This is a genomic window from Streptomyces sp. NPDC025651 (assembly GCF_055558735.1).
Window position 1 is genome coordinate 1,095,157 of the sequence record NZ_JBVHLZ010000001.1, and the last position, 20,301, is coordinate 1,115,457.

Genomic DNA, 20,301 nt, shown 5'->3' on the forward strand with positions numbered 1-20,301 from the left:
GCCGCCACTCGCCCGCAGACACGAACTCCCTCAGCCGCCCGCAGGGCCAGGGCTCCCGCCCCGGAGGGGCCGGACGCTGTCCCGGATCACGATGTGCGTGCCCAGTACGTGACGTTCCTGCCCCGCCCGCGGCGAGCCCGTCAGGGCCCGGCGGACCGCCGTGCGGCCCATCTCCTCGGCGGGGATGTGGACCGTCGTCAGGCCGGGCGTGATGTCCGCGGCCACGGGGTCGTCGTTGTAGCCGACCACCGAGACGTCCTCCGGCACCCGCAGCCCGTACTCCCGCAGCGCGGTGATCGCCGCCGCCGCGGCCCGGTCGTCGCCCCCGAAGACCGCCGTGAAGTCCGGCTTCCCGTCCGCCTTGTCGAGCAGGTCCCGCATCGCCTGGTAGCCGTGGTTCTGCCCGAAGCCGAGGCCGTGGAGGACGGCTTCGCCGCGCGGCACGCCGTGGTCGTCGAGGGCACGGAGGTAACCGGCGAGGCGGTCCTCGCCCGTCGTGTTCCCCGGCTGGTAGCCGAGCAGCGCGATCCTGCGGTGTCCGGCGCCCAGCAGGTGGCTGGTGACGGCATGGGCGCCCGCTTCGTTGTCGTACTCGACGACCAGCGCCGGCACGTCGGGCGCCGGCGCCGGACGGCCGCAGAGCACCAGACGCGAGCCCGCCGCCGCGAGGACCTCCGCGTACCGCGCCATCCGCTGCCGGTACTCGTCGTCCTGGACCGCGCCCCCGACGAGCACCACGGCCTCGGCGGCCTGCTCCCGCATCATCTGCACCAGTGCCAGCTCGCGCGAGGGATCGCTGCCGGTGGACGCGACCAGCGTGAGGCGGCCGTGCTGGGCCGCCTCCATCTCGACGCCCTGCGCGACCTGTGCGTAGAACGCCCCGACCACGTCGTAGGTGAGCACCGCGATCGTCTTGCGGCCCGCGCCCGCCAACGCGCGCGCGTGCGCGTTGGCGACGTAGTCGAGGTCCTTGACCGCCCTCAGCACCTTCGCGCGCGACGCCGTGGACGTCGGATAGTTCCCCGCGAGGACCCGCGAGACGGTCGCCACCGAGACCCCCGCACGCGCGGCCACGTCGCGGATCGTGACCCGCTCACCCACCTGTGTCTCCCTCACCCGTGGCCTCTCGGCCGTCCAACCGACCGGATCCGGGGCGGAGTTGCCCCCACGGCGCCCCTCGCCCCGGACCCATCATCCCGCGCCGGGACCCCGGCTCAGTGCGCGGCCTCGTACTCCTTCAGGAACTCCTCGGCGGACCGCTTGCCGCCCTGCGACTGCCACTTCTGGTGGATGGAGTCCCAGTCGGAGAGGTTCTTGCGGCCGGAGACGACCGCCGTGACGCCGTCCTCGATGATCTGCTGCATCGAGGCGCCCTGCCGGTTGTACGTGTCCGACATCAGGCCCCAGTGGTCGTCGGGGACGAGGAGCGGGACGACCTTCTTCTCCCAGGCGTGCAGCCGCTCGGTGAGGTCGGGGAAGCCGGGGAAGTACAGCGGCTGCGGGGCGTCCATCAGGTAGGGGAAGGGCAGGTTGGTCCTGGAGTCGATCAGGCCGAGCTCGGTGGCGACCGGGTCGCCGTCCTTGTTGTACGTGAAGTGGGTGCCCTCCACGCCGTAGTGCATCAGCTCGTACTCCTTCGAGCCGAACGGCGAGGCGAGCCAGTCGAGCACGCGCAGCATCAGCTTCACGCGGTCCTTGGAGGCCTTCTTGACGACGGTGTAGCCGAAACAGCCGCGGTTTTGCTGGTAGACGGGCGTGACGCCGTCGACGGCGTACGGCTCGGCGACGTCCAGGGTGAACTCGTCCTTGATTCCCTGGGCGTTGGAGATGACGGCGCCCCAGCCGTCGGTCATCGAGCGGACGGTGCCGTTGTAGAACTGGGTCTTCAGGTCCACCTGGGAGATCGAGGTGGCGTCCGGGTTGTACGAGCCGGCCGCCCGCATCTTCGCCATGAACTCCAGCGCGGCCTTGAACTCGTCGGTCCCGTACATGTCGGTGACCTTGCCGCCCCTGATCCGCCACTGGTTGGGCGCGCCGTGCCACATCGCGTGGTACAGGTACCCGAAGAAGCCGACCGTGGAGGCACCGAGGGCGAACTTCTTTCCCTGCGAGGCCTCCTGGGCCATGGCCTGGAAGTCGGGCGCGGACATCCCCGGCCGGTACCCGGCCTTGTCGAAGGCCTCGCGGTTGATGAACATCGCGCCCTGCACCTTGGCGCGCTCGATCGGCAGGCCGTAGATGCGCCCGGCGATGCGGCCCATGCCCTCCCAGGCGTACGTGGGGATGTTGGCGAGGTTGGGGTAGTCCTTGACGGCGTCGCCGGACAGGTGGTCGCTGAGGTCGGCGCACCGGGACTTCACGAACTGCGCCTCCCTCGGCAGCACGTACCCGCCACCGAAGTTGATCATGTCGGGCAGGTCGTCGCCGGACATCAGCGTGGACATCTTGGCGCGGAAGTCCGCGTCGGGCACGACGGTGAACTCGACCTCCACGCCGAGCGCTTCGTTCACCGCCTGCCAGTACTTGTTCCGTCCGACCTCCTTCGGCGGGGTGCCGTAGGTGATCGTCATGACCTTGATCTTCTCCTTGCCGGTCCCCGGCTTCTCGGACATCGCCCGCACGAGCTTCTCCGGGTACTTCGTGTACCCGGGCTGCACGCCCTCGGCGGTCGGCGCCAGGTCGGGGGTGGGGCCCTTCGCCGGGGCGTACGTCGGCCAGGGCACCGCCTTCTTGCCCGCGTTGGAGACGTTGCCGCCGCCGGAGTCGGTCGAGCAGGCCGTCAGGACGGCGGGAGCGGCCAGGGCGGCGCCGCCGACGGCCATGGAACGGAGCAGGGTACGCCGCGACATCGAGGAACCGGACACGTGAATGAACCCTTCGGGACGACGAGTTGGGGGAGGTGCTCAGCCGACTGGGCTCCGGCTCAGCTCTTGATGGCGCCGGTGAGCACGCCCTTGGTGAAGTACTTCTGCAGGAAGGGGTAGACGAGCAGGATCGGCACGGTGGCGATCACCAGGACGGCCATCTGTGTCGTCTGCGGCGCGGAGACCATCCCGGCCTCGCTCAGGCCGGTGTCCGCGATCTGGGAGCCGCCGATGACGTACGTACGCAGGACCTGGGACAGCGGCCAGTGGCCTGACTCCATGTAGATCGAGGCATGGAACCAGGCGTTCCAGTAGCTCACCGCGTAGAAGAGGGAGACCACCGCGAGGGCCGCCTTCGACAGCGGCAGGACGATCCGCCACAGGATGTGCCAGTCACCGGCGCCGTCCAGCCTCGCCGCCTCGTACAGCTCCTCGGGTATGCCCTGGAAGAAGCCGCGCAGCACGATCAGGTTGAAGACGTTGATGAGTACGGGCGCGATGAGCGCGGCGTACGTATCCATCATCCCCATGCCCTTGACCAGAAGGAACGCGGGGATCATGCCGGGCGGGAAGAGGAAGGTGAAGAGGATGAGAAGGAGTACGGGCTTGCCGCCGAAGACACCGGGGCGGGCCAGCGCGTACGCGAGGAAGGTGGTGCACGCGAGCGAGAGGAGCGTGCCCACGACGGTGAGGCCGACGCTCACGCCGAGCGCCTTGGTGACGATGCCGCCGCTGAGGATGGTGCGGTAGGCGCGCAGCGTCGGATCGCTGGGCCACAGGACCCAGCCGCCGTTGTCGACGACCTCGCGGTTGGAGGCGAGTGAGGTGGAGACGATGACGAGGAACGGGATCAGCACGAGCCCGAGAACGACCACCACCGCGACGGCCTTCGCTGCCTTGGTGGCGAACCGGGGCTTCTCCCTCCAGGCGGGCCTGGTGACGTGACCGGTGCTCACTTGTAGACCCCCTGTTCGCCGAGCCGGTGGGCGACCCGGTTGGCGGTGAAGACGAGTGCCGCGCCGACGACACCCTTGAACAGGCCCGCGGCCGCCGCGTATCCGGTGTCGCCGCCGACGATGCCCTGCCAGAAGACGAAGGTGTCGAGGACCTCGCCGACCTCCGGGCCGACCGACTGCCGCTGCAGCAGCATCTGTTCGAAGCCGACGGAGAGGATGTCGCCGAGCCGCATGATCAGGAGCAGGATGATGATGGGCCGGATGCCGGGCAGCGTGACGTGCCAGAAGCGGCGCCAGGGCCCTGCCCCGTCGATGGCGGAGGCCTCGTACAGCTGCTCGTCGACCTGCATGAGGGCGGCGAGGAAGATGATCGTTCCCCAGCCGGCGTCCTTCCAGATCACCTCGATGACGACGAGGGGCTTGTACGCGTCCGGATTGCCGATGATGTCGACGGTGTGCAGCCCGGAGTCGCTGAGGAAGGTGTTCAACAGGCCCGTGTCGCTCAGCACTTGCTGGAACAGGGCCACCACGACGACCCACGACAGGAAGTGCGGCAGATAGATCACGGACTGCGTGAAGCGGCGCAGCAGGTCCGAGGTCAGGCTGTGCAGGAGCAGGGCGAGGGCGAGCGGCGCGGGAAAGAAGAAGACCAACTGCAGCACGGCGATGAACAGGGTGTTCCACGTCGCGTGCCAGAAGTCCGGATCGCCGAACATCCGCGAGAAGTTCTCCGTGCCGACCCAGGGGCTGGCCCACAGGCCGTCGAAGGGCACGTACTCCTTGAAGGCCACCGCGTTGGCGACGAAGGCGCCGTAATGGAAGACCAGGAAGTACACGAGGCCCGGCACCATGAGCAGCACCAGGAAGCGCGTGCGCTGAAACCGTTTCCACAGCTCACCACGGCCTGATTTCCTGCCGTTTGACCCGCTGTCGCTCCTGCCGGGCGGCTTCACCGCCTCGGTTTCCGCCCGGTCCTTCGTCACCGTCGGCACGGCAACCCCTCCGTCGTCGGAACAAGGTGCCCGGAATCTAAAGCGGTTACTGTCCTCGGTCAACCCCCTTGTCCTGCACCGCTCTTGACCCCTGTCGCGGCTTGGTCCTAGCCTCCAAGCGCTGGTGAGTAACCGGTTACTACGAGGGATGGTCACGCGTGGCGGAGCAGGCATTGCGGGCGGATCAGCGGCGGCGGAGCGATGACGACCCGCCGGTCACGGCACTGGCGATGGGCGTCGAGGTCGCGGACCGCGTGTTCCCTCGGGACCTGCGCGAACGGCTTTCCCACAGCGTGGAGTTGGCGCCGAGGCCGCTCTCCGGGTCGCTGACGACACCGGAGTCCCTTGAGGTCCTCTCCGAGACGGAGATCCTGGTCACGGGCTGGGGGTGCCCGCCGCTGACGCCGGAGGTCCTGGCGCGCGCGCCCCGCCTCCGGGCGGTGATCCACGCGGCGGGGTCGGTCAAGCCGATGGTGACGGACGCGGTGTGGGAGCGGGGGATCGTCGTCTCCTCGGCGGCGGACGCCAACGCGGATCCGGTGGTGGCGTTCACGCTGGCGGCGATCACGTTCGCGGCGAAGGGGGCGCTGTCGGCGGCGGCGGGGTACGCGGACGGGTGGCCGCCGTTCGCGGAGCGGGTCGGGGCGGACGCGAGGACGGTCGGTGTCATAGGGGCCTCGCGCATCGGGCGGGGCGTGATGGCGGCGCTTCGCGCGTCGGACGCGGGCTATCGCCTTCTGCTGACGGATCCGTACGTGACTCCGGTGGAGGCCGCGGAGTTGGGGGCGGAGTTGGTGTCGCTGGCTCAACTGTGCCGACGGAGCAGCATCGTGACGGTGCACGCACCGCAACTTCCGGAGACGCGGGGGCTGTTGAGCGAGGAGAAGCTGCGTCTGATCCCGGACGGCGGAGTCGTGATCAACACGGCCAGGGGGTCGCTGGTGGACACGGAGGCGTTGGCCCGGGAGTGCGGGGCGGGGCGGCTGGACGCGTTCCTGGACGTCACGGATCCGGAGCCGCTGCCCGCGGGGCACGCGCTGCTGCGCCTGCCGAACGTCCTGGTGACCCCGCATGTCGCCGGTGCACAGGGGAGCGAGGTGCGCAGGCTCGGTGCGTACGCGGTGGCGGAGGTGGAGCGGTACGTCGCGGGGGCGGAGCTGAGGGGCGCCCTCCGCCGCGAGGACCTGCGGCGCCTGGCGTAGTGGTTGCCCCGCGGCGGAATCGGAGCCTGCCCTTACGGCTTTGCGTCGCGGGACTTCAGCATGGTGGACATCAGGGCGATCTCCGACTCCTGCGACTCCACCATGCCCCGCGCCAGCCGCCGTTCCGCCGGTACCCCGCAGCGCTTCACACAGCCCTCCGCCATGTGCACCCCGCCCCGGTGGTGCCGCGTCATCAGCCGGAGGTACAGAACCTCCGCCTTCTCACCGCTCAGCTTCCCCAGCCGGGACAGCTCCGTTCTCGTCGCCATGCCCGGCATCAGCGCCCCGTCCTCGCCCGCCGGCATGTCCCCCATGCCCATCCACTCCATCGGCGCCCCCTCGGGCACCTTCGGCAGCTCCCACAGGTCGAGCCAGCCCAGCAGCATCCCGCGCTGGTTGGCCTGCGTCTGGGCGATGTCGTACGCGAGGCGCCGCACCTCCTCGTCGTCGGTCCGGTCCCGCACGACGTACGACATCTCCACCGCCTGCTGATGGTGGACCGCCATGTCCCGCGCGAAGCCCGCGTCGGCGGACGAACTCGCGGGCGTACCAGGGGAGTCGGACTCCGTCGCGGCCACCGCCGCCGTGATGCCGCACGCCAGGAGCGCCGCCGCCGCGACACTCCCCACGATCCATTGCGTACGCGGCTTCTTCCGCCACTTCACCGGCTACCCCCGCCTCACTGCGCAAGCCCGTTCGTGCACGCGGCCCCCGGCTCCGGAGTCTGCTTCCCCTGCACGTACGTGGAGAAGAACTCCTTGACCTTCGGGTCGTCCGCGCCCGACACCGTCCGCTGGTGCGCCCACGCCGTCAGCATGACGGGGTCCTTCTGGTCCTTCACCGGGCTCATCAGCGAGTACGGCGTCGCCCTGACCTTCGCCGCGAGCTTCTTCACGTCCGCCGGCTTCGCCTTGTCGTTGTAGGTGACCCAGACGGCGCCGTGCTCCAGCGAGTGCACGGCGTTCACCTCGGGGAGTTCCTTCTCGTAGACGTCGCCGTTGCAGTTCATCCACGCCTGATGGTGGTCCCCGCCCACCGGCGGGGTCATGGGGTAGTCCACGTCCTTCGTCACATGCGTACGCCCGAGCTTGCCCCAGACCTTCTCGCCGTCCTCGGTGACCTTGTACGTCGGCCGGCCCTTCGCGTCGTCCTTCGAGCCGGAGTCGTCGTCGGTCCGGGAGAGGAGGAAGAAGCCGCCCGCGCCCAGCGCCGCGACGACGACCGCGCTGAGCGTGACGGTCAGGGTGCGGACCCGGCGGTCCCGTGCGCGCTCGGCCCGGCGCATCTCCTCTATCCGGGCCTTGCGGGAGGCGTTGCTCGTGTTCTTGGCGGAACCCATGGTGTGTCCTTCGGCAGAAAGAGACGTACGGGACGACGAACGAGAGTCCGCTGATCGTAGTGGGAGGGAAGGCAAGGACCACAGGGGTCTTCGCGTCCATGGCGGCACCAGGAGAATTTGAGGCGCGGATGCGCATTACCTACGCTCGAAGGCATGCGGCTCATGCGATCCACCGACCTGGCGCTGCGCACCCTCATGCGTCTGGCCGTGGCGGAGAGCGGGACGGCCCCCACGACGCGCGAGGTGGCCGCCGACATGGCGGTGCCCTACACCCACGAGGCGAAGGTCGTCGCCGAGCTCCAGAAGAGGGGCCTGCTGCAGGCCCGCAGGGGCAGGGGCGGCGGGCTCGCGCTGACCGAGGCGGGCCGCACGGCGTCGGTCGGCGCGCTGGTGAGGTCCTTCGAGGGCGACGGCGACGTGGTGGAGTGCGAGGGCGTGGCCCCGTGCCCGCTCAACTCGGCGTGCCGGCTGCGCGGCGCGCTGCGCAGGGCCCAGGAGGCGTTCTACGCCTCGCTGGACCCGCTGACGGTGGCGGACATGGTGGCGGCGCCGACGGGCCCGCTGCTCCTGGACATCACGACACGGGACGCGACCTGAGCCCCGGCCGCACCGCCACCTGACCCCGGGGCTCAGGCGTCCTGCGCCAGCCAGAGGTCCGGCCCGAACACCTCGTAATGGATGTCGGCGGCGGCAACCCCCCGCTCGATGAGCTGGGCCCGCACCGCCCGCATGAACGGCAGCGGCCCGCACAGGTACGCGCGCGTACCGGCCGCCGGCGGCGGCAGCGCCCCCAGGTCGGCGAGTCCGGTGAGTTCGGCGGGGTGCCCCTCCTGCGGCCGCTCGTAGAAGAAGTACGCGGCGGCGTCCGGGAGTTTGCCGGTGTACGCCGCGTGGTCGGCGCGCAGCGCGTGCTCGGCGGGGGAGCGGTCGGCGTGCACGACGGTGACCGGGGCGCGGTGCCCGGCGGCGGCGAGCTGCTCCAGCACGGCGATCATCGGGGTGACGCCGATGCCGGCGGAGGCGAGCAGCAGGGGCACCTCCTGGTCGGCCGTCGCCGTGTCCAGGACGAGGTCGCCGTACGGAGCGGAGACCCGCAGCACGTCCCCTTCCCGTACGTGCGCGTGGAGGTGGGTGGAGACCTCGCCCTCGGGCGTCCCTGCGGCCGCCCGGACCCGCTTCACGGTGATCTGCCGTACCGGGGATTCGGCCGGGCCGCCCGCACCGGTCAGGCTGTACTGCCGTATCTGCCGTGCCCCGTCGGCCAGTTGGACCTGCACGGACACGTACTGTCCCGCGCGAAAGCCCGGCGCGGGCGCCTCGCCGACGGGGCGCAGCTGGAAGGTGGCGACGTCGGCCGTCTCCTCGACGCGGCCGACGACCTGCCACTCCCGCCAGGTGTCGCCCGAGACGGCGCCCTGTTCGGCGTAGAGGCGGGCCTCGATGGCGATGAGGGCGTTGGCCATCAGCCAGTAGACCTCGTCCCAGGCGGCGGCGACCTCGGGCGTGACGGCGTCGCCGAGCACTTCGGCGATGGCGGCGAAGAGGTGCTCGTGGACGATCCCGTACTGGTCGGCGGCCACGCCGAGCGAGGCGTGCTTGTGCGCGATGCGGTTCAGCATCACGTCGGGCCGCTCGTCGGGGTGATCCACCAGGTACGTCGCGAAGGCGGCGATCGATCCCGCCAGGGCCTGGCGCTGGGTGCCGGCGGCCTGGTTGCCGCGGTTGAAGAGGTCCCGCAGGAGTGCGGGGTGGGCCTCGAAGAGCCGCCCGTAGAACCGCTCGGTGATCTCGCCGATGGCGGCTCCGACGACGGGGAGGGTGGCGCGGACGGTCGCGGCGGACGGTTCTGACAGCAACGGGACTCCTCAAAGCCGGGTGGGCCGATAAGGGCGCTTTACGTCTCCCTTGTCTGTGTTCAGACGGTAGAAAACTTGCATCTCAGATGCAAGTTAAAGAAGGGCGTGGCAAGCCCGCCGTTACAGAGCCGCCGATCAGCAGGCACTATGGGCACAGAGCGACGAGCGGATCGGCCCGCGGCACGGAGTCCGCAACGCGTTCGAAACCGCGCAGTGGGATGCTCATGTGCCCGATGTGTCCCGTTGCGCGGGTGCAGGCGGCCTGACCAGCAAGGATGGGTGGAAGCGGAAGATGGACAAGCAGCAGGAATTCGTGCTCCGTACGTTGGAGGAGCGCGACATCCGGTTCGTACGCCTGTGGTTCACGGATGTCCTCGGCTTCCTGAAGTCGGTGGCCGTGGCCCCGGCCGAGCTGGAGCAGGCCTTCGACGAGGGCATCGGCTTCGACGGCTCGGCGATCGAGGGCTTCGCCCGCGTGTACGAGTCGGACATGATCGCCAAGCCGGACCCGTCGACGTTCCAGGTGCTGCCCTGGCGCGCGGAGGCCCCCGGCACCGCCCGCATGTTCTGCGACATCCTGATGCCGGACGGATCGCCGTCCTTCGCCGACCCCCGCTACGTACTGAAGAGGGCCCTGGCCAAGACCTCCGACCTGGGCTTCACCTTCTACACCCACCCCGAGATCGAGTTCTTCCTCCTGAAGGACAAGCCGCTGGACGGCTCGCGGCCCACCCCCGCCGACAACTCCGGCTACTTCGACCACACCCCGCAGAACGTGGGCATGGACTTCCGCCGCCAGGCCATCACGATGCTGGAATCCATGGGCATCTCGGTCGAGTTCAGCCACCACGAGGGCGCGCCGGGCCAGCAGGAGATCGACCTGCGGTATGCGGACGCGCTCTCCACGGCGGACAACATCATGACGTTCCGCCTGGTCATGAAGCAGGTCGCGCTGGAGCAGGGCGTGCAGGCGACGTTCATGCCGAAGCCGTTCTCCGAACACCCGGGCAGCGGCATGCACACGCACTTGTCGCTGTTCGAGGGCGACCGCAACGCGTTCTACGAGTCCGGTGCCGAGTACCAGCTCTCCAAGGTCGGCCGCTCCTTCATCGCGGGCCTGCTGAAGCACGCCGCCGAGATCTCCGCGGTCACCAACCAGTGGGTGAACTCCTACAAGCGCATCTGGGGCGGCTCCGAGCGCACGGCGGGCGCGGGCGGCGAGGCGCCCTCGTACATCTGCTGGGGCCACAACAACCGCTCGGCACTGATCCGCGTACCGATGTACAAGCCCGGCAAGACGGGCTCGGCGCGCGTGGAGGTCCGCTCCATCGACTCCGGCGCCAACCCCTACCTGACCTACGCGGTGCTGCTCGCCGCCGGACTCAAGGGCATCGAGGAGGGGTACGAGCTCCCTCCGGGGGCGGATGACGACGTGTGGGCGCTCTCCGATGCCGAGCGCCGCGCGATGGGCATCGAGCCGCTGCCGCAGAATCTCGGCGAGGCGATTTCGTTGATGGAGCGGAGCGAGTTGGTCGCCGAGACGCTCGGCGAGCACGTGTACGACTTCTTCTTGCGGAACAAGAAGCAGGAGTGGGAGGAGTACCGCTCCGAAGTGACCGCCTTCGAGCTCCGCAAGAACCTCCCGGTTCTGTAGAACCCTGAAGGGGGCGCGGGGAACTGCGCGAGCAACCACAGAAAGGCCGCAGACGCGTCTGCCGAGTCATCGGGCAGACGCGTCTGCGGCCTTTCACGGGCCGAGCGCGTGGTTCCCCGCGCCCCTAACGGGGCACGATCGCATCCCGCAGCGGCGTGGCCGCGCGAACCCGGTACTCCTGGATCGCCCAGCCGTTGCCGTCCGGGTCCTTGAAGTACATGAACGTGCCGCCGTCCTGCGGCGCGTGCTGGACCGGCTCGGCGATGTCCAGGCCGCGGGCGACCAGCTCGGCGTGGGCGGCCTTGGCGTCGGGGACGCACAGCTGCAGGCCCTGGTAGGAGCCCGGGGCCGGGCGAGGGCCCTGCACGGTCTCCCAGACCGCGTCGCCCAGGGCGATGGAACAGCCCGATCCCGGCGGGGTCAGCTGGACGATGCGCATGCCCGGCATGACCTCGGTGTCGATGTCGACGTGGAAGCCGAGCTTGTCGCGGTAGAACGCCATCGACCGGTCGATGTCGCTGACCGGCAGCAGGATCACTTCGAGTGTGTATTCCATGGGCCGCAGTACACCAGGGAGTTGGGGCCGTGTCAGCGCTCGAAACGCCACCGCGTCGCCGGCCGCCGTACCGCCGCCTTCTCGATGCTCCGTACGACGACGGACCCCGCACGCGGGCGGAACCCAGCGGTGAGGCCGTAGGCTCGGGCCAGGATTGATCGAACGGAGGCGCGGGACCATGACGCTGCCGCAAGGGCGCAGGAGCAGTACGTTCACGCGGCTGCTGCGGCACGGCTTCACCGATCCGTCCGCGGCGGAGCGGCTCCTGGACGAACCCGCGCTGAGCGCCGTCCGCTCCGACCCGCTGCTCCTGGACGCGCTCGGCGCCACCGCCGACCCGGACCTGGCGCTGCTCGGCCTGGTCCGCCTGGTGGAGGGGCAGGAGGACGACCTCAGCCGGCGGGAGCTGCTCGACACCCTCGTCACCGCCAAGCCCCTGCGCGACCGCCTGCTGGGGGTGCTCGGCGCCTCCGAGGCCCTCGCCGACCACCTGGCCAGGCACCCCCGCGACTGGCGGGCCCTGGTCACGTACGAGTCGGCCGATCTGCACCCCGGCGTGGAGGAGTTCGAGCGGGGTCTCGCCGACGCCACCGACCCGGTCTCGCTGCGCGTCTCCTACCGCCGCTGCCTGCTGGCCATAGCGGCCCGTGACGTGTGCGGCACGACGGACGTCGCCGAGGCGGCGGCCGAGCTCGCGGACCTCGCGACGGCGACGCTGCGGGCGGCGCTCGCCATGGCCCGCGCGGCGGCGCCCGGCGACGCCGCGCAGTGCAGGCTCGCGGTCATCGCGATGGGCAAGTGCGGCGGCCACGAGCTGAACTACGTCTCCGACGTCGACGTCATCTTCGTCGCCGAGCCCGCCGAAGGCGCCGACGAGGACAAGGCGCTGCGGGCGGCGACGCGGCTCGCCTCGCACATGATGCGGATCTGCTCGGAGACGAACGTCGAGGGCACCATCTGGCCCGTCGACGCCAACCTCCGCCCCGAGGGCAGGAACGGCCCGCTGGTGCGCACCCTCTCCAGCCATCTCGCGTACTACCAGCGGTGGGCGAAGACCTGGGAGTTCCAGGCGCTGCTCAAGGCCCGCCCCGTCGCGGGCGACCTGGAACTCGGCGAGGAGTACGTCGCCACGCTCGCCCCCCTCGTCTGGCACGCCGCCGAGCGCGAGAACTTCGTGACCGACGTGCAGAAGATGCGCCGCAGGGTCGTCGAGAACATCCCGGCCGGCGAGGTCGACCGGGAGCTGAAGCTCGGGCCCGGCGGGCTGCGGGACGTCGAGTTCGCCGTCCAGATGCTGCAGTTGGTGCACGGCCGAAGCGACCCCTCGATCCGCAGCGGGTCGACGCTGGAGGCGCTGCACGCGCTCGGCGAGGGCGGGTACGTGGGGCGGGTGGACGCCGTCCAGCTCGACGACGCGTACCGCTTCCTGCGCTCCCTCGAACACCGCATCCAGCTGTACAAGCTGCGCCGCACCCACCTCGTGCCGGAGGACGACGCGGACCTGCGGCGCATCGGCCGCTCCCTGGGGATGCGCACCGAGCCGATCACGGACCTCAACCGCGCCTGGAAGCGGCACACCTCCGTGGTGCGCCGCCTGCACGAGAAGCTCTTCTACCGCCCGCTGCTCGACGCCGTCGCCCAACTCTCCCCCACCCTCGAATACGCTCGGACGGGGGGACCCCCCTCCGGCGAGGCCCGGTTGAGCACCGAGGCCGCCCGCGAGCGCCTGGTCGCCCTCGGGTACGCCGACCCCAGCGCGGCCCTCAGGCACCTGGAGGCGCTGGCGTCCGGGGTGTCCCGCAAGGCGGCCATCCAGCGCACCCTCCTGCCGGTCCTGCTCGGCTGGTTCGCGGACTCGGCGGACCCGGACGCGGGCCTCCTCGGCTTCCGCAGGGTCTCCGACGCGCTCGGCAAGACCCCCTGGTACCTGCGGCTGCTGAGGGACGAGGGCGCGGCGGCGGAGAACCTCGCCCGCGTCCTGTCCGCCGGCCGCCTCGCCCCCGACCTGCTGCTCCGCGCCCCCGAGGCGGTCGCCCTCCTCGGCGACCAGCGGGGCCTGGAGCCGCGCGGCCACGCCCACCTGGAGCAGGAGATCCTCGCCGCGGTGCGCCGCGCGGACGGCGCCGAGCAGGCGGTGACGGCGGCGCGCGGGGTCCGGCGCAGGGAGCTGTTCCGCACCGCGGCGGGCGACATCATCGGCTCGTACGGCACGGAGGACGGCCCCGCGAAGGAAGGCGCGCGTGAAGCGCCCGCCACAAGGGCGGTGGCGGGAGACGGGCGGGCCGACCCGGGCGCGCTGGTGGACCGGGTGGGCACGGCGGTCTCCGACCTGACCGCCGCCACGCTCGCGGGCACGCTGCGCGCCGTGGTCCGCGAGGGCTGGGGCGACACGCTCCCGACCCGCTTCGCGGTCATCGGCATGGGCCGCTTCGGCGGCCACGAGCTGGGCTACGGCTCGGACGCGGACGTCCTGTTCGTGCACCAGCCGCGGGAGGGCGCCGACGAGCAGGAGGCGGCCAAGGCCGCGGCGAAGGTGATCTCGGAGATGCGCAGGCTCCTCCAGATCCCGTCCGCCGACCCGCCACTGCTCATCGACGCAGATCTGCGCCCGGAGGGCAGGAGCGGCCCGCTGGTGCGTACGTTGAAGTCCTACGAGGCCTACTACCGACGCTGGTCCCTGGTCTGGGAGTCACAGGCGCTGCTGCGGGCCGAACCGGTGGCGGGCGACGAGGAGCTGGGCCGCGCCTTCATCGAGCTCGTCGACCCGCTGCGCTATCCGGCGGAGGGCCTCGGCGAGGACGCGATCCGTGAGATCCGCCGCCTCAAGGCCCGCATGGAGGCGGAGCGGATGCCGCGCGGCGCCGACCCGACGCTCCACACCAAGCTGGGCCGCGGCGGCCTCTCGGACGTCGAATGGACCGTCCAGCTCCTGCAGCTGCAGCACGCCTGGGCCGAGCCGGGCCTGCGCACGACCCGCACCCGCGAGGCCCTCGCGGCGGCCTGCGCGGCGGAGCTGATCCCGACGCAGGACGCGGCGACCCTCGACGAGGCCTGGGTCCTCGCGACCCGCGTGCGCAACGCGGTGATGCTGGTGCGCGGCCGCGCGGGCGACACGTTCCCCTCCGACGGCCGCGAACTGGCGGCCGTGGGCCGGTACTTGGGGTACGACGCGGGGCATGTGGGCGACATGCTGGACGACTACCGGCGCATCACGCGCAGGGCGCGGGCGGTGGTGGAGGAGAGGTTCTACGGGGCGCCGTAGCCCGCCTGACGGTGGCGCGCCCCGAAGGGGCGCGGGGAACTGCGCGACCAGCCACGAGGCCCCCGCAGCCGAGGAACGAACCGCTCAGACCTTCAGTGGCGTCAAGGGCACCGCGCCCTTGACCCCCACCTCGCGCGGCAGCGCATACGGCATCGCGCCGTACCACAGGCGGGCCACCGCGAAGCCGAAGGCCAGGCAGATCATGCCGCCGACCGCGTCCAGCCAGAAGTGGTTGGCGGTGGCCACGATCACGACGAGCGTCGCCGTGGGGTACAGGAGGCCGAGGACCTTCACCCACGGCACGGACGCGAGCGCGAAGATCGTCAGGCCGCACCACAGGGACCAGCCGATGTGCATCGACGGCATCGCCGCGTACTGGTTCGACATGTTCTTCAGGTCGCCCGACGCCATCGAGCCCCAGGTGTTGTGGACGACGACGGTGTCGATGAACTGGGTGTTGTTCATCAGGCGGGGCGGGGCGAGCGGATACAGGTAGTAGCCGACCAGGGCCACCGCCGTCGTCGCGAAGAGCACCAGGCGCGTGGCCGCGTACCGCCCGGGATGCTTGCGGAACAGCCAGACGAGAACACCCAGCGTCACCACGAAGTGCAGCGTCGCGTAGTAGTAGTTCATGCCGACGATGAGCCACGTCACCGAGTCCACGGCGTGGTTGACGCTCTTCTCGACGGCGATGCCCAGGTCCTGCTCGATCCGCCAGATCCAGTCGGCGTTCCGCAGCGCCTGGGCCTTCTGCTCCGGCACGGCGTTGCGGATCAGTGAGTACGTCCAGTAGCTCACCGCGATCAGCAGGATCTCGAACCACAGCCGGGGACGGCGGGGCATGCGCAGGCGCTGCGCACGGCGCAGGAGATTCCGCCCATTGCGGTCTTCTTCCTCGCCCGCGACGGGTGATGCGGCGGGCCCTTCGCGGCCCTCGATTGTCGTCACGGTCGTCTCACCCATAGGCACAGAGTCTGCCAGATCCCCGCCCCCCGACCGATCATCCCCTGGTCGGGTTCGGCCCGCACTCCCTACGCCGCAGGAACGACCCCGCGACCCCGAGGAGGCCCTAGGGGTTCCTGGGCGCGGAAGCGGTTGAACCTCGAACCACCAGCTCGGGCATGAAGACGAACTCGCTGTGCGGCGCGGGGGTGCCGCCGATCTCCTCCAGGAGGGTGCGCACCGCCGCCTGGCCCATCGCGGGCACCGGCTTGCGGACCGTGGTCAGCGGCGGATCGGTGAACGCGATCAGCGGGGAGTCGTCGAAGCCGACCACCGAGACGTCGTCCGGCACCTCCAGGCCGCGCTGGCGCGCCGCCCGTATCGCGCCGAGCGCCATCATGTCGCTGGCACATGCCACGGCCGTGCAGCCGCGGTCCATCAGCGCCGTGGCCGCGGCCTGGCCGCCCTCCAGGGTGTACAGGGAGTGCTGGACGAGATCCGCCTCGATCTCCTCGGGAGAGAGGTCCAGCTGGTCCTGCACCGTGCGTATGAAGCCCTCGATCTTTCGCTGTACGGGCACGAACCGCTTCGGGCCGAGGGCGAGCCCGATGCGCGTATGACCGAGGGAGACGAGGTGGGTGACCGCGAGGCGCATCGCCGCGCGGTCGTCGGGGGAGATGAACGGCGCCTGCACCTTCGGCGAGAAGCCGTCCACGAGGACGAAGGGCACGCCCTGGGCCCGCAGCTGTTCGTAGCGCTGCATGTCGGCCGAGGTGTCCGCGTGCAGGCCCGAGACGAAGATGATCCCGGCGACCCCGCGGTCCACCAGCATCTCGGTCAGCTCGTCCTCGGTGGAGCCCCCGGGGGTCTGCGTGGCCAGGACCGGTGTGTACCCCTGCCGGGTCAGGGCCTGCCCGATGACCTGGGCGAGCGCCGGAAATATCGGGTTCTCCAGCTCGGGGGTGATCAGGCCGACCAGGCCCGCGCTGCGCCGGCGCAGCCGCACCGGGCGTTCGTAGCCGAGCACGTCGAGTGCGGCGAGCACGGACTGACGGGTGGCCGCGGCGACGCCCGGCTTGCCGTTGAGCACGCGGCTTACTGTCGCTTCGCTGACCCCCGCCTGGGCTGCGATGTCGGCTAGCCGTGCGGTCACAGGATTGGACTGTACCGGTCGCATCTCAGGCTGCCCACCAGACCGTTGAATCGGCCGGGAGCACGGTCTCGTCGGCGGTGGGCGCGACGTCGGCGCTCGCGAGGAGCAGGGTGCCCGGGGTGGGCAGCGCGACGGGCGACGCGGTGAGGTTCACCGTGCAGACGACGGAGCCCCCGGGGGTGGTGCGGCGGAAGGCGAGCACGCCCTCGGGCGATGCCAGCCAGGTGATGTCGCGGCCCGCGCCGAGCGCCGGGTGCTCGCGGCGCACGGCGAGGGCGCTGCGGTAGAACTCCAGCGTCGAGGTCGGGTCGCCGCTCTGCGCGGCCACCGACAGGTCCTTCCAGTTCGCCGGCTGCGGCAGCCAGCTCGGGCCGCCCTCGGCGGGCCCGAAGCCGAACGGAGCGCGCTCGCCGGACCAGGGCAGGGGCACCCGGCAGCCGTCGCGCGTGCCGTCCTGGCCGGCGGAGCGGAAGAACGCCGGGTCCTGGCGCACCTCGTCCGGCAGCTCGGTGACCTCGGGCAGGCCGAGCTCCTCGCCCTGGTAGAGGTAGGCGGAGCCGGGCAGCGCCAGCATCAGGAGCGTGGCCGCGCGGGCCCTGCGCAGGCCGCGTGCCTCGTCGCCGTCGGCGAAGCGGGTGGAGTGGCGTACGACGTCGTGGTTGGAGAGCACCCAGGTGGCGGGCGCCTCGACGGCGTTCATCGCGGTGAGGGAGCGGTCGATGACGGTGCGCAGCGCGGCGGCGTCCCAGTCGGTCGTCAGGTAGGCGAAGTTGAAGGCCTGGTGCAGCTCGTCCGGGCGCAGGTAGAGGGCGCTGCGCTCGATGGTGGGGGTCCACGCCTCGGCGACGGCGATCCGGTCGGCGCCGTACTCCTGGAGGATCCTGCGCCAGTCGCGGTAGATCTCGTGCACGCCGTCCTGGTCGAAGTACGGCACGGCCTGGTTGCCGAGCAGCTTGACCTGTTCGTTGTGGCCGATGTCGGGCAGGCCCGCCGCCTTGACCAGGCCGTGCGCGACGTCGATGCGGAAGCCGTCGATGCCGAGGTCGAGCCAGAAGCGCAGGACGGAGCGGAACTCGTCGTGGACGGCGGGGTGCTCCCAGTTGAAGTCGGGCTGCTCGGGCGCGAAGAGGTGGAGGTACCACTCGCCGTCCTCGACGCGGGTCCAGGCGGGGCCCCCGAAGATGGACTCCCAGTCGTTGGGCGGCAGTTCGCCGTCCGCGCCCTTGCCCGCGCGGAAGTGGAAGCGGTCGCGCAGCGGGGAGCCCGGGCCCTCGCGCAGCGCCTGCTTGAACCACTCGTGCTGGTCGGAGCAGTGGTTGGGCACGACGTCGACGATGACGCGCAGGCCGAGCGAGTGGGCCTCGCGCACCAGGTCGTCGGCGTCGGTGAGGGTGCCGAACATCGGGTCGACGGCGCGGTAGTCCGCCACGTCGTACCCGGCGTCGGCCTGCGGCGAGGAGTAGAAGGGGGAGAGCCAGACGGCGTCGACGCCCAGGTCGCGCAGGTGCGGCAGACGGGCGGTGATGCCGGGCAGGTCGCCCATGCCGTCGCCGTTCCCGTCGGCGAAGCTGCGCGGGTAGACCTGGTAGATGACCGCGTCGCGCCACCACTCCCCGGCGGGCGCGGAGTCGGTGGTGGTGGGCGCGGCGGTGGCGTGCTGGGTCATGAAGTCCCTTAGGAGTGCGGGGAGTGGTGAGGGGGTCGAGGCGTCAGGACTTGGTGCCGCCGGCCGTCAGGCCCGACACCAGGTTGCGCTGGACCAGAAGGAAGACGAGGGTCGCCGGGATCAGGATGATCACCGAGGCGGCGGTCATCATGGCCCAGTCCGCGCGGGATTCGGTGGCGAAGGTGCGGATTCCGACGGCGAGGGTGTAGTGGTCCGCACCCATGAACTGGGAGGCGTAGGCGACCTCGCCCCACGCGGTGAGGAAGCTGTAGAAGGCGGTCACCGCGAGGCCCGGCTTGGCGAGCGGCACGATGAGCCGCCAGAACGTGCCGAAGGGGGTGAGGCCGTCGACCCGCCCCGCCTCGTCGATCTCGTGCGGGATCGTGTCGAAGTACCCCTTCATCATCCAGGCGCAGAAGGGGACCGCGGTCGTCGCGTACGTGAGGATGAGCCCGAGGTAGTTGTCGATCAGGTCGAAGCGGGCCAGGAGTTCGTAGAGCGGCACGATCAGGACGGCCATCGGGAACATCTGGGTGACCAGGAACGACCACATCAGCTGCCTGTGGCCGGGGAAGCGCATCCGCGAGACCGCGTAGCCCGCGCTCGCCGCGAGGAACACGCCGAGCACCGTGGTGCCGCCCGCGACGATCACCGAGGCGCCGAACCACTGCGGGAAGTCGGTGTCGGTGAGGACCTTGACGTAGTTGTCGAGGCTGAGGTTGCCGAGCACCTCGCCGGGGCTCTGCCAGGCCGTCTTGGGGCCGAGCGAGATGAAGACGATCCACACGACGGGGAACGCGGCGACCAGGCTCGCGAGGATCAGCGTGCCGTGCAGCGCGACCGAGGCGAGCGTCGAGCGCTCCTCGCGGCCGCGGACCTTCTTCACGCGCGGCGCGGCGGCCTTCGCCGGGGTGGCGACGGAGGCGGGGGAGTGGGTGGTTGCTGAGGTCATGGTGGCGGGCCCCCTCACGCCTGCTCGGTCTTGAGCTGGCGGCGGCGGTAGAAGGTCGAGAAGGCGAGGAGGAGGGCGAGGATGACGATTCCGTAGGTGGCTGCGCCGGAGTAGTCGGACACTCCGGTGAACGCCTTGCGGAACGCGAAGGTCACGAGGATGTCCGCCTCACCGGTGGTGTTCTGGCCAAGGAGGAGGTAGATCACCGCGAACATGTTGAACGTCCAGATGCAGCCGAGCAGGACCACGGTGTTGGTCACCGGGCGCAGGCCGGGGAGCGTGACGTTCACGAAGCGCTGCCAGGGGGACGCGCCGTCCATCTCGGCGGCCTCGTACAGCTCCTTGGGGATGGACTGCAGTCCGCCGAGGAGCGCCACCATGTTGAAGGGGACGCCGATCCAGACGTTCACCATGATCACGGCGACCTTCTGGGCGAGCGGTGTCGCGAGCCAGTTCTGGGCCGGCAGGCCGACCGCCGTGATCATCTCGTTGAACACGCCGTACTGCGAGTTGAGCATCAGACGCCAGGCGAAGACGCCGACGAAGGCGGGGACCGCCCACGGCAGGATGAGCAGGGCGCGGTAGAGCAGCTTGGCGCGCATCCTGCGGTTGAGCAGCAGCGCGAGGCCCATGCCGATGGCGATGTGCAGGACGACGCAGGACACGGTCCAGATCACCGTCCAGATCAGGCGCGGGTAGAAGTCGCCGTCCGCGCCGGACAGGACCGACCAGTAGTTGTCGAGCCCGACCATCTCGTACGTCGCCGGGGCGTGGAAGGCGCCGATGTCCCGCGCCACGTTCGCCTCGTTGGCGTTGGTCAGCGAGAGGTAGAAGCCGTAGCCCAGCGGATACAGGACCAGTACCGCGAGGACGATGGTGACCGGAGCCACCATCGCCCAGGCGTACC

At 70.7% G+C, this 20,301-nt stretch carries 17 protein-coding genes; 4 read left to right on the top strand and 13 right to left on the bottom strand.

Annotated elements, in window-relative coordinates:
* Nucleotides 1-30: 30 nt before the first annotated feature.
* The 4 genes from ACZ4D5_RS05195 to ACZ4D5_RS05210 all read right to left on the bottom strand — a co-directional run bounded on the left by ACZ4D5_RS05195 (nt 31) and on the right by ACZ4D5_RS05210 (nt 4,671).
* Nucleotides 31-1,101, bottom strand: coding sequence for a LacI family DNA-binding transcriptional regulator (locus ACZ4D5_RS05195; protein ID WP_467770962.1), 1,071 nt, complete (start codon nt 1,099-1,101; stop codon nt 31-33).
* 113 nt (nt 1,102-1,214) lie between these two features.
* Nucleotides 1,215-2,849 (bottom strand): extracellular solute-binding protein, encoded by a 1,635-nt coding sequence (locus tag ACZ4D5_RS05200; RefSeq protein ID WP_467770963.1) that lies wholly within the window; start codon nt 2,847-2,849, stop codon nt 1,215-1,217.
* A gap of 74 nt (nt 2,850-2,923) precedes the next feature.
* Nucleotides 2,924-3,820: a carbohydrate ABC transporter permease gene (locus tag ACZ4D5_RS05205; RefSeq protein ID WP_467770964.1), complete on the bottom strand. Its 897-nt coding sequence runs from the start codon at nt 3,818-3,820 to the stop codon at nt 2,924-2,926.
* Nucleotides 3,817-4,671 carry an ABC transporter permease gene (locus ACZ4D5_RS05210; RefSeq protein ID WP_467771486.1) on the bottom strand — a complete coding sequence of 285 codons (855 nt, stop codon included), beginning with the start codon at nt 4,669-4,671 and terminating at the stop codon, nt 3,817-3,819. Before ACZ4D5_RS05210 ends, ACZ4D5_RS05205 begins: the two co-directional genes overlap by 4 nt.
* A 371-nt stretch (nt 4,672-5,042) precedes the next feature.
* Between ACZ4D5_RS05210 and ACZ4D5_RS05215 the strand changes: the two genes are divergently transcribed.
* Nucleotides 5,043-6,014 (top strand): hydroxyacid dehydrogenase, encoded by a 972-nt coding sequence (locus tag ACZ4D5_RS05215; protein WP_467771487.1) that lies wholly within the window; start codon nt 5,043-5,045, stop codon nt 6,012-6,014.
* A gap of 32 nt (nt 6,015-6,046) precedes the next feature.
* Here the strand turns inward: ACZ4D5_RS05215 and ACZ4D5_RS05220 are convergent, their stop codons facing one another.
* Together ACZ4D5_RS05220 and ACZ4D5_RS05225 are read right to left on the bottom strand one after the other, a co-directional pair.
* Nucleotides 6,047-6,643 carry a DUF305 domain-containing protein gene (locus ACZ4D5_RS05220; protein ID WP_467770965.1) on the bottom strand — a complete coding sequence of 199 codons (597 nt, stop codon included), beginning with the start codon at nt 6,641-6,643 and terminating at the stop codon, nt 6,047-6,049.
* Between the two features lie 50 nt (nt 6,644-6,693).
* Nucleotides 6,694-7,353, bottom strand: a complete 660-nt coding sequence (locus tag ACZ4D5_RS05225; RefSeq protein ID WP_467770966.1) for a DUF3105 domain-containing protein — start codon at nt 7,351-7,353, stop codon at nt 6,694-6,696.
* A 153-nt stretch (nt 7,354-7,506) separates the two neighbouring features.
* Here ACZ4D5_RS05225 and ACZ4D5_RS05230 point away from each other — a divergent pair, with 153 nt between their 5' ends.
* Nucleotides 7,507-7,950 (top strand): RrF2 family transcriptional regulator, encoded by a 444-nt coding sequence (locus ACZ4D5_RS05230; RefSeq protein ID WP_467770967.1) that lies wholly within the window; start codon nt 7,507-7,509, stop codon nt 7,948-7,950.
* Between the two features lie 32 nt (nt 7,951-7,982).
* Here the strand turns inward: ACZ4D5_RS05230 and ACZ4D5_RS05235 are convergent, their stop codons facing one another.
* Entirely contained in the window at nt 7,983-9,209 is a 1,227-nt protein-coding gene (locus ACZ4D5_RS05235) for a globin domain-containing protein (RefSeq protein ID WP_467770968.1), read from the bottom strand.
* Nucleotides 9,210-9,501: 292 nt separating this feature from the next.
* On the opposite strand from ACZ4D5_RS05235, the gene ACZ4D5_RS05240 reads away from it, so the two are divergent.
* Nucleotides 9,502-10,863 carry a glutamine synthetase family protein gene (locus tag ACZ4D5_RS05240; RefSeq protein WP_362331234.1) on the top strand — a complete coding sequence of 454 codons (1,362 nt, stop codon included), beginning with the start codon at nt 9,502-9,504 and terminating at the stop codon, nt 10,861-10,863.
* Nucleotides 10,864-10,987: 124 nt separating this feature from the next.
* Here ACZ4D5_RS05240 and ACZ4D5_RS05245 read toward each other — a convergent pair whose 3' ends face one another.
* Nucleotides 10,988-11,419, bottom strand: a complete 432-nt coding sequence (locus tag ACZ4D5_RS05245; protein WP_467770969.1) for a VOC family protein — start codon at nt 11,417-11,419, stop codon at nt 10,988-10,990.
* A 178-nt stretch (nt 11,420-11,597) separates the two neighbouring features.
* Here ACZ4D5_RS05245 and ACZ4D5_RS05250 point away from each other — a divergent pair, with 178 nt between their 5' ends.
* Entirely contained in the window at nt 11,598-14,681 is a 3,084-nt protein-coding gene (locus ACZ4D5_RS05250) for a bifunctional [glutamine synthetase] adenylyltransferase/[glutamine synthetase]-adenylyl-L-tyrosine phosphorylase (RefSeq protein WP_467770970.1), read from the top strand.
* Nucleotides 14,682-14,765: 84 nt separating this feature from the next.
* On the opposite strand, the gene ACZ4D5_RS05255 is transcribed toward ACZ4D5_RS05250, so the two are convergent.
* The 5 genes from ACZ4D5_RS05255 to ACZ4D5_RS05275 form a co-directional block, all read right to left on the bottom strand.
* Nucleotides 14,766-15,644, bottom strand: coding sequence for a phosphatase PAP2 family protein (locus tag ACZ4D5_RS05255; protein ID WP_467770971.1), 879 nt, complete (start codon nt 15,642-15,644; stop codon nt 14,766-14,768).
* Nucleotides 15,645-15,750: 106 nt separating this feature from the next.
* Nucleotides 15,751-16,776, bottom strand: a complete 1,026-nt coding sequence (locus ACZ4D5_RS05260) for a LacI family DNA-binding transcriptional regulator (protein WP_467770972.1) — start codon at nt 16,774-16,776, stop codon at nt 15,751-15,753.
* Nucleotides 16,777-16,801: 25 nt separating this feature from the next.
* Nucleotides 16,802-18,442 (bottom strand): glycoside hydrolase family 13 protein, encoded by a 1,641-nt coding sequence (locus ACZ4D5_RS05265; protein WP_467770973.1) that lies wholly within the window; start codon nt 18,440-18,442, stop codon nt 16,802-16,804.
* A gap of 43 nt (nt 18,443-18,485) precedes the next feature.
* Nucleotides 18,486-19,394: a sugar ABC transporter permease gene (locus ACZ4D5_RS05270; RefSeq protein WP_467770974.1), complete on the bottom strand. Its 909-nt coding sequence runs from the start codon at nt 19,392-19,394 to the stop codon at nt 18,486-18,488.
* 14 nt (nt 19,395-19,408) lie between these two features.
* A complete protein-coding gene (locus ACZ4D5_RS05275) occupies nt 19,409-20,287 on the bottom strand; it encodes a carbohydrate ABC transporter permease (protein ID WP_362331673.1) in 879 nt (292 codons plus the stop codon).
* Nucleotides 20,288-20,301: the final 14 nt, after the last annotated feature.

Bases quoted from the DNA above. Each gene is read 5' to 3' on its own strand.
- ACZ4D5_RS05200 (WP_467770963.1), bottom strand. From the start codon at position 2,849: ATGTCGCGGCGTACCCTGCTCCGTTCCATGGCCGTCGGCGGCGCCGCC.
- ACZ4D5_RS05210 (WP_467771486.1), bottom strand. From the start codon at position 4,671: ATGGTGCCGGGCCTCGTGTACTTCCTGGTCTTCCATTACGGCGCCTTC.
- ACZ4D5_RS05215 (WP_467771487.1), top strand. From the start codon at position 5,043: ATGGGCGTCGAGGTCGCGGACCGCGTGTTCCCTCGGGACCTGCGCGAA.
- ACZ4D5_RS05225 (WP_467770966.1), bottom strand. From the start codon at position 7,353: ATGGGTTCCGCCAAGAACACGAGCAACGCCTCCCGCAAGGCCCGGATA.
- ACZ4D5_RS05230 (WP_467770967.1), top strand. From the start codon at position 7,507: ATGCGGCTCATGCGATCCACCGACCTGGCGCTGCGCACCCTCATGCGT.
- ACZ4D5_RS05240 (WP_362331234.1), top strand. From the start codon at position 9,502: ATGGACAAGCAGCAGGAATTCGTGCTCCGTACGTTGGAGGAGCGCGAC.
- ACZ4D5_RS05245 (WP_467770969.1), bottom strand. From the start codon at position 11,419: ATGGAATACACACTCGAAGTGATCCTGCTGCCGGTCAGCGACATCGAC.
- ACZ4D5_RS05250 (WP_467770970.1), top strand. From the start codon at position 11,598: ATGACGCTGCCGCAAGGGCGCAGGAGCAGTACGTTCACGCGGCTGCTG.
- ACZ4D5_RS05255 (WP_467770971.1), bottom strand. From the start codon at position 15,644: ATGGGTGAGACGACCGTGACGACAATCGAGGGCCGCGAAGGGCCCGCC.
- ACZ4D5_RS05265 (WP_467770973.1), bottom strand. From the start codon at position 18,442: ATGACCCAGCACGCCACCGCCGCGCCCACCACCACCGACTCCGCGCCC.
- ACZ4D5_RS05270 (WP_467770974.1), bottom strand. From the start codon at position 19,394: ATGACCTCAGCAACCACCCACTCCCCCGCCTCCGTCGCCACCCCGGCG.
- ACZ4D5_RS05275 (WP_362331673.1), bottom strand. From the start codon at position 20,287: ATGGTGGCTCCGGTCACCATCGTCCTCGCGGTACTGGTCCTGTATCCG.